Source organism: Algibacter luteus (genome assembly GCF_030344935.1).
Taxonomy (GTDB): Bacteria; Bacteroidota; Bacteroidia; order Flavobacteriales; family Flavobacteriaceae; genus Arenitalea; species Arenitalea lutea.
Genome location: NZ_CP128313.1, coordinates 791,492 through 804,329 on the forward strand (window position 1 = coordinate 791,492; position 12,838 = coordinate 804,329).

Annotated in this window: 13 protein-coding genes and 1 tRNA gene; 8 read left to right on the forward strand and 6 right to left on the reverse strand. The window is 35.0% G+C overall.

Annotated elements, in window-relative coordinates; genetic code table 11:
• Positions 1-59 precede the first annotated feature (59 nt).
• Positions 60-638 carry a PhnA domain-containing protein gene (locus O5O44_RS03415; RefSeq protein ID WP_289195737.1) on the forward strand — a complete coding sequence of 193 codons (579 nt, stop codon included), beginning with the start codon at positions 60-62 and terminating at the stop codon, positions 636-638.
• Here the strand turns inward: O5O44_RS03415 and O5O44_RS03420 are convergent.
• Complete coding sequence (locus O5O44_RS03420; protein WP_289195738.1) at positions 635-1,480, reverse strand: AraC family transcriptional regulator; 846 nt, start codon at positions 1,478-1,480, stop codon at positions 635-637. The two genes, O5O44_RS03415 and O5O44_RS03420, sit on opposite strands and share 4 nt — an antisense overlap.
• 157 nt (positions 1,481-1,637) lie before the next feature.
• On the opposite strand from O5O44_RS03420, the gene O5O44_RS03425 reads away from it, so the two are divergent.
• The 5 genes from O5O44_RS03425 to O5O44_RS03445 all read left to right on the forward strand — a co-directional run bounded on the left by O5O44_RS03425 (position 1,638) and on the right by O5O44_RS03445 (position 6,871).
• Complete coding sequence (locus tag O5O44_RS03425; RefSeq protein WP_289195739.1) at positions 1,638-2,567, forward strand: dihydrodipicolinate synthase family protein; 930 nt, start codon at positions 1,638-1,640, stop codon at positions 2,565-2,567.
• Between the two features lie 72 nt (positions 2,568-2,639).
• Positions 2,640-2,948 (forward strand): DUF1272 domain-containing protein, encoded by a 309-nt coding sequence (locus tag O5O44_RS03430; RefSeq protein WP_289195740.1) that lies wholly within the window; start codon positions 2,640-2,642, stop codon positions 2,946-2,948.
• Positions 2,945-4,531 (forward strand): aldehyde dehydrogenase (NADP(+)), encoded by a 1,587-nt coding sequence (locus tag O5O44_RS03435; RefSeq protein WP_289195741.1) that lies wholly within the window; start codon positions 2,945-2,947, stop codon positions 4,529-4,531. The genes O5O44_RS03430 and O5O44_RS03435 overlap by 4 nt, the downstream gene beginning before the upstream one ends.
• Before the next feature lie 21 nt (positions 4,532-4,552).
• The gene (locus O5O44_RS03440; RefSeq protein WP_289195742.1) at positions 4,553-5,563 is read left to right on the forward strand and encodes a 4-hydroxyproline epimerase; all 1,011 of its coding nucleotides are present in this window, start codon (positions 4,553-4,555) and stop codon (positions 5,561-5,563) included.
• Between the two features lie 60 nt (positions 5,564-5,623).
• The gene (locus tag O5O44_RS03445; RefSeq protein WP_289195743.1) at positions 5,624-6,871 is read left to right on the forward strand and encodes an NAD(P)/FAD-dependent oxidoreductase; all 1,248 of its coding nucleotides are present in this window, start codon (positions 5,624-5,626) and stop codon (positions 6,869-6,871) included.
• A gap of 4 nt (positions 6,872-6,875) precedes the next feature.
• On the opposite strand, the gene O5O44_RS03450 is transcribed toward O5O44_RS03445, so the two are convergent.
• Positions 6,876-7,307, reverse strand: a complete 432-nt coding sequence (locus tag O5O44_RS03450) for a YybH family protein (protein ID WP_289195744.1) — start codon at positions 7,305-7,307, stop codon at positions 6,876-6,878.
• A 289-nt stretch (positions 7,308-7,596) separates the two neighbouring features.
• Here O5O44_RS03450 and O5O44_RS03455 point away from each other — a divergent pair, with 289 nt between their 5' ends.
• Entirely contained in the window at positions 7,597-7,875 is a 279-nt protein-coding gene (locus O5O44_RS03455) for a hypothetical protein (RefSeq protein ID WP_019386139.1), read from the forward strand.
• Here O5O44_RS03455 and O5O44_RS03460 read toward each other — a convergent pair whose 3' ends face one another.
• The 3 genes from O5O44_RS03460 to O5O44_RS03470 all read right to left on the reverse strand — a co-directional run bounded on the left by O5O44_RS03460 (position 7,876) and on the right by O5O44_RS03470 (position 11,410).
• Positions 7,876-8,976 (reverse strand): DUF4407 domain-containing protein, encoded by a 1,101-nt coding sequence (locus tag O5O44_RS03460; protein ID WP_289195745.1) that lies wholly within the window; start codon positions 8,974-8,976, stop codon positions 7,876-7,878.
• An 84-nt stretch (positions 8,977-9,060) separates the two neighbouring features.
• Entirely contained in the window at positions 9,061-9,921 is an 861-nt protein-coding gene (locus O5O44_RS03465) for a DMT family transporter (protein WP_289195746.1), read from the reverse strand.
• A gap of 100 nt (positions 9,922-10,021) precedes the next feature.
• A complete protein-coding gene (locus O5O44_RS03470) occupies positions 10,022-11,410 on the reverse strand; it encodes a dipeptidase (RefSeq protein ID WP_289195747.1) in 1,389 nt (462 codons plus the stop codon).
• A 101-nt stretch (positions 11,411-11,511) separates the two neighbouring features.
• Here O5O44_RS03470 and O5O44_RS03475 point away from each other — a divergent pair.
• Positions 11,512-11,593: transfer RNA gene (locus tag O5O44_RS03475), tRNA-Leu, on the forward strand.
• A 54-nt stretch (positions 11,594-11,647) separates the two neighbouring features.
• Here the strand turns inward: O5O44_RS03475 and O5O44_RS03480 are convergent.
• The gene (locus tag O5O44_RS03480) at positions 11,648-12,745 is read right to left on the reverse strand and encodes an endonuclease/exonuclease/phosphatase family protein (RefSeq protein ID WP_289195748.1); all 1,098 of its coding nucleotides are present in this window, start codon (positions 12,743-12,745) and stop codon (positions 11,648-11,650) included.
• Between the last annotated feature and the right edge of the window lie 93 nt (positions 12,746-12,838).

The following is a 12,838-nucleotide window of genomic DNA, read 5'->3' on the forward strand; positions in this document are numbered from 1 at the left end:
CTAGAATTTGTTCAACTTTGCATTTAATCTTATCATTGCAAAAATTTATCTAACTACTTATGAGTGTTCTTCAAACTTTACAAGAAAGAAGTAATAATACCTGCGAATTATGTACTTCTACCGAAGAATTAAAGCAGTACACCATTCCACCATCTTTAAATGAAAATGTGGATAACGATGTGTTGGTTTGTAAAACCTGTTTGGGTCAAATTAATGGCGACCAAGATATGGATCCAAACCATTGGCGTTGTTTAAATGATAGTATGTGGAACGAACATGTAGCGGTTCAAATTATGGCGTGGAGAATGCTTCAAAGACTTCGTAACGAAGGTTGGCCAAAAGATTTGCTAGATATGATGTATTTAGATGATGAAGCTTTAGCATTAGCAAGAGCAACTGGAGAAGACAAAGACGAAAGCGAAAAAATTATCCATCGAGACATTAACGGTGTTATACTTGAAAATGGTGATAGTGTTGTACTTGTAAAAGATCTTAAAGTAAAAGGTTCGAGTATGGTGGCAAAACAAGGTACTGCAGTTAGAAACATTCGTTTAGATCATGAAAACGATAAATACATTGAAGGTAAAGTTAGCGCTCAACAAATTGTAATTATTACAGAATACGTCAAGAAAATTTAATAAGAAATCTTTTTAAATTCCGAGGGATTACAGCTTTTTAAAGCTTTAAATTGCCGGTTGAAATTAGACATGTTGTTAAACCCAACCTGTTCTGCAATTTCCGTAATCGTTTGTTCGTCTTTAGCTTGTAATATACGACAAGCGTGCTCTATTCTCAACTCGTTTAAAAACAGAATGTAGGTTTTATTAGTTCGCTTTTTAAAATATTTACAAAAGGCATTTTTAGTCATGTTCGCTACATTCGAAATTTGATTTAACGTTATTTCTTCTCTAAAATTATTCATGGTATATTCAAAAATAGCGCGCATGCGTTCTCCTTCGTTATCCGAATACGTTTTATCATAAATAAAAGCTGACAAACTTCTTCCTTGAGATTTTGCGGTAATTTTTAAAATTTGAAGCAGTGTCAAAAACCTGTTAAACTTACTTTCCTTTTCAAGCTGAAAAAATATATCTTTCAATCTTTTTAGATTGCTAGAAACTTTAAAACCATGTTTAGCACGTTTAAAAAAAGATTGTAAAGCTTTTAATTCCAAAAGATTAAAGAAGTCTGTTCCAAACGATTCTTTAGTAAAAAACAAGGATATCATGTGCGATGGTACGGTTTTATGCAAATCACTTTTAAACACATGCGGAATATGACTGCCAATAATAAATACATCATTTTTAGCATACTCATTTATTGAATCTCCAACAACTAAGGTGCCTTTGCCTTCAACAATAAAACTAATTTGAATCTCTTTATGCTGATGCAATTTATCGTAAAACGTAGTGCCATAATCAACCTGATAAATAAGAGCATCTTCTTCAGGTTTCGGTATTTTAAATGGTAATACTTTCATTAAATTCAATTTACTAGAAATTAAAATTACACAAATAATATTCAATTATAATATAATTTTATATTAATTGGATAATATAGTATGTATTATGAATAACAAACTATTCATGAAAAACATATAACTGCATTAATTTTACAATAACAAAAAACTAATTATTATGAGTATTCAATGGAAAGGTGTCATGCCAGCAGTAATAACACCATTTACTGCACAAGATGAGTTGGATTTACCACTATTCAGAAAAAATATAACTACACAATTAAACGCAGGTGTTCATGGTATTGTTTTAGGTGGCACATTAGGAGAAGCCAGTACTTTAACAGATCAAGAACGCAGTATTTTAACCAGAGAAACCGTTGCATTGGTTAATGGTAAAGTACCTGTGCTTATGAATATTGCAGAACAAACTACTAAAGCCGCCATAAATTTAGTAAAAACAGCCGAAGAAGATGGTGCTAAAGCCCTTATGATGTTGCCACCAATGCGTTATAAAGCAAGCGATGAAGAGGTTGTTGCCTATTTTAAAGCCGTTGCCAAAAGCACTAATCTTCCGATTATGATTTACAACAATCCTGTAGATTATAAAATTGAAGTTACCCTTGATATGTTTGAAGAATTGTTAGCAGAATGTCCAAACATACAAGCCGTGAAAGAGTCTACCAGAGATACCACAAACATTACAAGAATAAAAAACAAATTTGGTGATCGTTTAGCCGTTTTGTGTGGTGTGGACACCATAGCTTTAGAGAGTTTACTTATTGGTGCCGATGGTTGGGTAGCAGGTTTAGTAGATGCATTTCCAGCCGAAACAGTAGCAATTTACGAACTTCAAAAAGCCGGTAAAATACAAGAAGCTATCAAAATTTACAGATGGTTTATGCCTTTACTCGAACTCGATATCAATACAAAATTGGTGCAGTATATTAAATTAGCCGCATCATTTACTAATATAGGCTCTGAGCATGTTCGCGCTCCAAGATTAGTGTTACAAGGTGAAGAACGCCAAAGAATCGAAAAAATCATAACAGACGCAATTTCGGTAAGACCAAAGCTTCCAGATTATAAAAATCTAAGTATTTTAGTTTAAATAATTGGGAAGCGACCGCGTATTGACGCGGGTGAGATTTTATTCAAGAATATAATTTTTTTTTAAAGATTCATGAAGAAAAAAATTTCACTGCAACTCCTAACACAAATTGGAATGTTAGAAATAAGACCAACTTGCGAACATTGTAATAAAGCACTTCCTTATAATTCCAAGGAAGCTATGATTTGTACTTTCGAATGTACGTTTTGTAAAGACTGTGTAGATCATGTCTTGCAACTAGTATGTCCAAATTGCGGTGGCGATTTTCAACCACGCCCAATAAGACCAAGTCATTTATTATCTAAATATCCAGTGTCAGCAAAAACAGTTTATAAACCGGTTAATGTTGAAGCACATTTAAAAAGCATAAATAAAACATGATAACAGGCAAAAATTATATCGGAAACCAGCTTTCAGCGCTAGGGAAAACAACTTATAAAACGTTTAACCCGCAATTAAATATTGAAAACAAGCATGTTTTTACCGAGGCAACTCCAGAAGAAATTGATAAGGCATTAAGACTTGCAAATGATGCTTTCAAGGTCTTTCAATCTGTGTCTGGAGCTAAAAAATCTGAGTTTTTAAATGCCATTGCCGACGAAATTTTGGCTTTAGATGACGAGCTTATTAAAACCTATTGCTCAGAAACAGGATTACCAGAAGGAAGAGCACAAGGAGAGCGCGGACGTACAGTGTTTCAATTGCGAAGTTTTGCAGATTTAGTTCTAGAAGGTTCGTGGGTAGAAGCAGCAATTGATACCGCTCAACCAGATAGAACACCCATGCCAAAACCAGATATTCGTAAAATGTTAACACCACTTGGTCCTGTAGTTGTTTTTGGTGCTAGTAATTTTCCATTGGCGTATTCTACTGCAGGTGGCGATACTGCAGCAGCATTGGCAGCAGGTTGCCCTGTAATAGTAAAATCGCATCCTATGCACGCAGGCACTGGAGAATTAGTGGCTAGCGCAATAATTAAAGCAGTACAAAAAACGGGAATGCCTGAAGGTGTATTTTCTAATTTGAATAGTAGTGGCATTTCGGTAGGCGAGCGTTTGGTAAAACTTCCGCATGTTAAGGCGGTTGGTTTTACAGGAAGTATAAAAGGAGGAAGAGCCTTATATAATATGGCCGCACAACGCGATGAGCCCATACCCGTATTTGCAGAAATGGGAAGTATCAATCCGGTTGTTATTTTGCCTGAAGCACTTCATACTCGTAAAGAGTCGCTTGCTAAAACCTATGCGGGTTCCATTACATTGGGCACGGGGCAGTTTTGCACCAATCCTGGTTTAATTTTAGGCATTAAAGGAGCTGATTTAGTGGAGTTTGTTGAAATCCTTTCTGAAGAAATCATAAAAATAGATCCTACATGTATGTTGCATCCAAACATTCATCAAACATATAACAGGAATAAAGAAGCAGCCTTGTCTCAAAAAGGACTACACGTAGCAGCAGATTTTAATACGCAAGTCAAAAATAATTATGCGAAACAAACGGTAACCACAGTTTCAGGACAAGTGTTTTTAGAAAACACACAACTTCATCAAGAGGTTTTTGGGCCTTATTCTATGGTGGTTCAATGTGAAAATATTGATGAACTAGAACGTGTTATTACGAAGCTGGAAGGTCAGTTAACAGGAACTATTTTAGGGGAAGAGCGCGAACTTAGTAAATATACCAATATTGTAAACGCACTTCAAAACAGAGTAGGTCGATTAATTTTTAATGGCGTGCCAACAGGTGTTGAGGTTTGCCCTTCTATGGTTCATGGAGGTCCTTATCCTGCCTCTACAGATTCCAGATTTACTGCAGTAGGCATTCATTCCATAAAGCGATGGGTAAGACCGGTTAGTTTTCAGAATTGGCCAAATCAATTGCTTCCAGATGCATTGAAAAATGAAAATCCGCTTCAAATTTCCAGATTGGTAAACAATCAAAACACAACAGATAAAATTTCATAACAAAATAAATTTGCTCAAAATATGTCCAGACACGTATTTGAATGTATTGATGCTCATACTTGCGGAAATCCCGTGAGAGTTATAAAACACGGTGGCCCAGAATTGGAAGGACAAACTATGAACGACAAGCGTCTTCATTTTTTAAAACATTATGATTGGATAAGAACGGGTTTAATGTTCGAACCTCGAGGTCATGATATGATGAGTGGCAGTATACTTTATCCGCCACATAACCCTGAAAATGATTTTGCCATATTGTTTATCGAAACTTCTGGGTGTTTGCCCATGTGTGGACATGGTACTATTGGAACCATAACCATAGCAATACAAGAAGGCCTTATAACACCTAAAGTTGAAGGACAAATTAAAATGGAAGCGCCTGCTGGATTAGTAACCATTGAATATAAAAAAAACGGTGATAAGGTAGAATGGGTAAAATTCACAAACGTAAAAAGTTATTTGGCTGCTGAAAATCTTACAGTTGAATGTCCAGAATTAGGGGAAATTGTGTTTGATGTGGCTTACGGCGGGAATTTTTACGCGATAATAGATCCACAGAAAAATTTCTCAGGTATTCAAGATTTTACGGCGAGTAAGATTGTTCAGTTATCACAAACTGTTCGAAAAAATATCAATAAAAAGTATCCTAATAGGTTCGTGCATCCTGAAAACCCAACGATAAAAGATGTTACTCATTTACAATGGACTGGTGAAACTCTTGATAATAATTCCTCTGGAAGAAATGCCGTGTTTTATGGTGATAAAGCTATCGATAGAAGCCCTTGCGGAACTGGAACATCGGCAAGATTAGCGCAACTATATGCTAAGGGGAAATTAAAAATTGGTGAAGATTTTATACATGAAAGTTTTATAGGAAGCACTTTTGTTGGTTGTGTAGAGGAAGAAACAACAATTGATGGGAAATTAGCCATTATTCCGAGTATTAAAGGTTGGGCAAAAGTGTATGGCTATAACAAAATTATAATTGATTCTGAAGAGGATTATTACGCTCATGGTTTTCAAGTTTTCTAATACAAAATTCTGAAACTTTTCAGAATAACAAGAGATTTATCAGAATAATAAGAGATTTAAATGTCAAAAGAAGTCATAATTATTGGAGGCGGAATTATAGGTTTGTGTTCTGCGTATTATCTGCATAAAGCAGGGCATCAGGTTACTGTTATAGATCAATCTAACATGGATTCTGGGGCTTCTTATGTTAACGCAGGGTATTTGTCACCAAGTCACCTAATCCCGTTAGCCGCTCCTGGCGTAGTTAAAACTGGAGTTAAGTGGATGTTTAATCCATCAAGTCCACTTTATATAAAACCTCGATTGGATGCTGATTTTTTAAGGTGGACTTGGGCGTTCAACAAATCCTGTTCATCAAAAAATGTAAATAAATCGATTCCCGTTATAAAAGATATAACTGTGTTTAGTCAAGAGCTTTATGATAATATTAAACAGGAAGGTCAATTCACTTTTCATTTGGATAAAAAAGGACTTTTGATGCTTTGCCAAACCGAAGAAATGCTCGCCAAGGAAGTTGAAGTGGCCGAAATTGCAAAACAAAACGGACTAGACGTGAGTCACCTTAGTTTAAAGGAGTTAAAAGTACTAGAGCCTCAAGTAGAATTGAATGTTAAAGGAGCTGTACATTTTAAATGCGATTCGCACATGACGCCACATGAGTTCATGAAAGACATGAAATCTTATTTAAAATCAAATGGTGTTACATGTTTAACCAATGAAAAGGTTGAAGATGTAGCGTTTGATAATGGAAAAATAAGGGCTATTAAGACGAGCAAACAGACTTACAAAGCTAATGAGTTTGTTCTGGCAACAGGGTCTTGGGCGCCAATTTTAAGTAAAAAAGTAGGTCTTAAACTTTTAATTCAAGCAGGGAAAGGTTATCGCATAAATTCTATGAGCGATACCGGAATAACTATTCCTGCTATTTTAACTGAGGCTAAAGTGGCGATAACACCAATGCGTGGTTTTACTCGTTTTGCAGGTACTATGGAAATCGCGGGAATCAACCATAACATTAATAAGGTTAGAGTGGAGGCCATAGCCAATGCGGTTAGCAATTATTATCCAGAAATAAAGTTGACTCCTAAAGAAATGGAAAATGTTGCGGTAGGTTTACGTCCTGTTTCACCAGATGGGTTACCCTATATCGGGAAATCAAAAAAATGTGCTAATTTAACTATCGCAACTGGTCATGCCATGTTGGGATGGAGTATGGGAACAGCAACAGGGAAGTTGGTTTCGGAAATTATTTCGAATGCTAAAACCTCTTTAAATATTGATGCTTTTCATCCAGATCGACGGTTTTAAGGCATTAAGTAGAGGTATCTGCGATTATTTTCCATTCGCCATTTATTTTTTTAAGGATGATCATAAAAATACCATCGGCATTCCCAACTTCACGTTTAATATGATACTCGCCTAAAACGTAGTATGCACCTTCACTTATTTTAGTCACATCATTTATCCTAAAACTAAGTTTTCCTGTATGATTTTTAGTTGGATATGCTTTTTGATAGCGTTCTAAAGTATTATCCCAGCCATAAGTCACTCCATTACTACCGTAGAATTTTAAGGAGTCACTCTTCCAATACCCTTCCATAAATTCTTCCAGATTATTGTTAGACCAAGCAATACGTTGTTTTTTCAAAACTTTGTTTATCGCTTTGATGTCATCTTCCTCATTACTTTGAGCATAGGTATTACAAAAACATACCAGACATAATAATACAATCAACTTCTTCATAACTATAAATATTTCTCTACTTAATTAGATTCTCATTCGGGCATGATTAAACAAAAGCCATACCAATATTACTTTAATAGTTGTTAATCGAAAGTAAAAGTAACAAAATCTTGGAACTAAAAAAGGTTGCTCATCGATGAAATGAGCAGAAAGAATTTTTTTATCTATTGTAAATTTCTCTTAGTCGAAAAAATGATGAATTGCGTAAATGATTTTTTAAATTTAAACACTAATCAAAAACTTTCTCTCTCTCAGATCTATTATATTAATCCTTTAAAATCAGTTTATTATGGAATTTCAAATTACTAATTGCAACAATTTTTTCAAAATGAAAGGTGTTCTTAATAAGAACAGTCTCAACCTTTTTCAAAAAGAATTTAAAAATGTTTTTGAGCGTGTAAATAACTTAACTATCAGTATTGAAGACATAGAAAGTATGGATAAATATGGTGTTGATGCTATTGCCAAACTTCATGAAGAGGCATTATCAAAAAACAAAAGATTATCTATCGTCGGATTCGGTTGTAAAGAATTATACGATCATTTTAAAACGGAAAAGGCAGCTTAATTATAAAATATTTTTCTGTTTTTTATAGAAGGCATCTGCCTGCAACTGCATAAGTTCCCTCGCTTTTTTGCGCTTGTAGGTGTATAATTCATCCTCTTGTTCGATATCGCTGTAAATACGATCGTTAATGGCATAATCTGTCTTTAATAATGCTTCGCGCTGGTTTTTATTTTGTAGCACATTTGTTTTTAAAGCAGATTCTTGGTCGTCTAGTTTAAAATCGTATGCGCCTTTTGGTGACAGAAGTTTAGCGAATATTGGAGAGGTTTCAATAGCCAAAAAGAGCATGAATATAAAAAACGATGGTAGCCAAGGTAGTTTCCCTAGGGCATTCACTCGTGCCATTAAACCATCAAAATTATTAATTATGGGCTGCGTAGTTGCAACTTGGGTATCGTATTCGCCTTTAAGAGAGGCTATTTCTGTTTCGATGTTATTTATTTTTTCTTTATTCTCGATTTTAAGCTGTTGCAATTCGGCTAATAACGCATCGTGCTTTTCTCTTTTTTCTTTGTAAACTGGTCCTTTTCCTAGTAGTTTGGTGCCTGCAGTCCCTTCGGCTTCAGCGATATAAGTGTTGTAAAGCGCATTAACTTCTGCTTCTTTAATTTCAATATCATTTTGTAAGCTCAAAATTTGGTTTTGGAGGGATGTGATAGTTGGGGTGTATTGTTCAGCAAGTTGAATTTTATTTGCTAACGACATGGCGTTTTTCTGTTCTAATAAAACTTGATTGATTTCTTTCTCGAAAATTTTAAGTTCTAATGGTTTTGAAATAACAATAGCTATAATAACTGCTAGTGCAATTCTTGGTGAGGCTTGAATGAGCTCGTCAATAGCATTTCCTGTTTTTTTTATGGTTGAAACGATATAGCGATCTAGATTGAAAATAAGTAAGCCCCAAATAAGTCCGAAGAAAATGGATGTATATAAGTTATCGAAAACAGTATAAAGCGCATAACTAGCAGCAATAAATGCCATAACGGCGGTAAAGAAAACAGTAGCGCCAATTCCTGCGTATTTGTTTTGCTCACCTATGGAACAATCTTCTAGAATATGTGTGTCTGCACCAGAGCAGATGATGAAGAATTTTTTTAACATGATTTTCGTTTTGTTGATTGATTGACTATTAGAACGTAAAACAGGTGAGTTTGTTACATTTTTAGCAACAAAAAATCAATGTGTTTATCTATTTCTAGATCGAACACTCTCAATAATTACGGTTGCAATGATTAAAGATCCTCCAAAAAAGGTGTTTAAGGTTGGAATTTCATTAAGGAAAAAGAAAGCCATAATTATTCCGAAAATAGGTTGTGCACTTCCAATAATACTGGCAGTACTTACCGAGAAATGCTTAAAACTACTAATGAATAATGAATGACCAATTGCGGTGGTAACTAACCCTAGAATCAGAAGGTATGGTACTTGCGATTGAATATTACTAATATCCATTGTAAACATAACAGGAAGTAATAGGATGCTAACAATAAAAACCTGTTGCATCATAAGTACCGTGCCATCATATTTGTGTACATGACGTTTTAAAATGAGGTTTCTTAAGGAATAGCAAACAGCTGAAAAAATACCGACTAGAATCCCTTTTAAATAGGTGTTTTCAAAATTTAAATCGGGTGCGAGCATATAAATGCCTAATAAAACCATGAGACCCAAAATAATATGGATTGGGTTTAATTTAGATTTTGTAAACAAGGGTTCTAGGAATGCCGTAATTACAGGAAACGTAAACATAGCGAGCATGCCAATGGCAACATTGGATAATTTTAAGGCATAAAAATAGGTAACCCAATGGACGCCTAATAATATAGCGCCTAAAATAATAGTTGGAATGTCATTTTTTGATTGAATTTTAAGATTTAACTTTTTAAAACGACAAAAAACATATAGAAAAACTGCGCCTAATGCACTTCTAATCCAAATGATTACGGGAGTTGGTAAATCTATAAATTTCCCTAAAACACCCGAAGTACTAATGAGTAAGGTGGCAAAGGCGAGTAATAAAAGGTGATTGCTATGTTGGTTTTTCATTGTTTGTTGCTAATACGTGTTAGCGATTGAAACGGCATCCTTTTGCTTTTTTTGCAAAAGATATAGTGTAAAGCGCGACCCTTGTGGTAACACCCAAAATTTATTTAGATAACTCTGTAAAATATTTGTAAAAATAGGGGATAGTCTCAATACCCTTTAAGTAATTCCATATGCCAAAATGTTCATTTGGTGAATGAATGGCGTCGCTATCTAAACCAAAGCCCATTAATATAGTTTTACTTTTTAATTCTTGCTCGAAAAGTGCAACAATAGGAATGCTGCCACCACTACGCTGTGGAATTGGGGTTTTTCCAAACGTATTTTGGTAAGCTTTACTAGCCGCTTGATAGCCTATACTGTTTATTGGAGTAACATACCCTTGACCACCGTGATGTGGGGTTACTTTTACTTTTACGCCTTTGGGAGCAATATTTTCAAAATGATTTTTGAATAATTCGGTAATTTCTATCCAGTCTTGATGAGGTACCAATCGCATGGAGATTTTGGCATAGGCTTTACTCGCAATAACGGTTTTAGCGCCTTCGCCTGTGTAGCCACCCCAAATACCGTTGACATCGAGTGTTGGACGTATTGAGTTACGTTCGTTGGTGGTGTAGCCTGCTTCACCGTAAACAGCCTCAATATCTAAAGCCTTTTTGTAATTCTCGAGGTTGAAAGGTGCTTTAGCCATTTCTGCACGTTCTTCTTTTGATAGGTTTTCAACTTTATCGTAAAATCCGGGAATGGTTATATGATTGTTTTCATCATGAAGCGATGCAATCATTTTGGTTAATACATTTATGGGGTTGGCTACGGCGCCACCGTATAAACCTGAATGCAAGTCGCGATTGGGTCCTGTAACTTCAACTTCAACGTAACTTAAACCTCTTAGTCCGGTAGTAATTGATGGCACATCATTAGCAATCATTCCTGTGTCTGAAATGAGAATGACATCGTTTTTTAATTTTTCTTGATTGTTTTTTACAAAGGTTGCGAGGTTTGCACTTCCTACTTCTTCTTCACCTTCTATCATGAACTTAACGTTGCAAGGCAGTTGATTCGTACTTGTCATAAACTCCATAGCCTTAACGTGCATGTACATTTGGCCTTTATCATCACAAGCACCTCGAGCAAAAATAGCACCGTCTGGATGTTTTTCTGTTTTTTTAATTACGGGTTCAAAGGGTGGAGACGTCCATAAATCTAAAGGGTCTGGTGGTTGCACATCATAATGCCCATAAACTAAAATTGTTGGTAGATTTTTATCGATGGTTTTCTCGCCATAAACAATAGGATAGCCATCGGTTTCACAAATTACAACATGATCGCAACCTGCTTTTTCTAAACTTATTTTAATGGCTTGCGCAGTTTTTAAAACGTCGTTTTTATAGGCAGTATCTGCACTAATAGATGGGATTTTTAGAAGATCGAAAAGCTCATTTAAAAATCGGTCTTTATGTTCTGAAATATAGGATTGTAATTGCTTCATAGTTGTTTTTGTAAGGATAAAACCAAAAGTATAAAAAAGAATGTTTTTTGAGACTATAAAGTTTGCAATTTAAAAATGTTGTTTATATTTGCAGTCCTTTAGCGGGCGTGGTGGAATTGGTAGACACGCTAGACTTAGGATCTAGTGCCGCGAGGTGTGGGAGTTCGAGTCTCCCCGCCCGCACTGTAAAGGAAAAGCTTCTTGTTAACAAGAAGCTTTTTTTATTTTGGGAGATAATCAAATATCAAATTTAGCCCAAACCGCACCATGGTCTGAAGCCTGATTGGTCCAATGGGTAACCGTGTCAAATTGTTCTTCAATGGGAATGGCTCCATTAGAATTTGTAGTGAGCTTCTTTAAATTATACATACCTCTTCGTTCAACGCCTGCGCTTACAAAATGATTTTTTAATGCGCTCGAAACAAGTATGTAATCAATTTGCTCGAAATCATTATAATGATACGTCCATCTTTTCGACATGTCGTTGCTGTGCTCTAAAAACAAAACATCGTGCATTTTAGTCATGTTTAAAAGTGGTTTTAAAGGATCGCTGTTTGGTGTGTCATTTAAATCGCCCGCAACGACAACGAGATCATTATCCAAATCATAGTTTTGGAGGATTTCTTTAACTCGATTTGCTTGCCGTTTTCTTTTAGTTGCTGATGAGCCATCCATATCATAACCTTTACTTTTAAAATGATTTATAAGGAAGTGAATAGATTTAGTAGCTGAAATTTTAACTTCTACTTCTAAACAATCTCTACTAAAAACCGTTTTGTTACTTTTTTTATCATAGATGTGGGTTTGAATATTGCCAAATACATGTTTACTGATTATTCCAACATCAATTCCTCTTTGGTCGTTGCCGTCAATTAGCATTTCATGTTTGTATTTTGAATTAAGCAAATGTGTATCGAAACGTTTTAATGCAATTCTGTTATCTGCTTCAATAACACATGCAATGTCGGCATTCACTTTTTTAATTACTTTGGCGGTGTTTTCGCGGGCCATATCAGAAAAACTTGCTTTTTTATACTCAATAGAGCCATCCCAATCACCGCTACCATTCGCTTTTACGCCAATTACTGCCCATCCTCTTTTTTTGAATAATTTACCTCGATCTTCTCGAATAATGATATATTTTTTCAAATCCTTGTACAGATTCAAAATTCTAGTTTTTCTATAGGGGGTGTAGTTAGTATACTTTAAAAGTTTCCTAAGTTTATCTACGTTTTCTAGAATTTCGTCACCTATAGAGTGGTCTTTAAAGTTAAAAACAATAGGACGTTCAAATAGGTTTTCTACATTGAAAGTTGCGATTTTAATGGTACTCATAATTTAAATTTCTTAATGAATGGGTTAGAGTACTATCGAAAAGATTAAGGAGACTTAAAGGTAATAAAAATATAGATGTTAACATCTGTTATT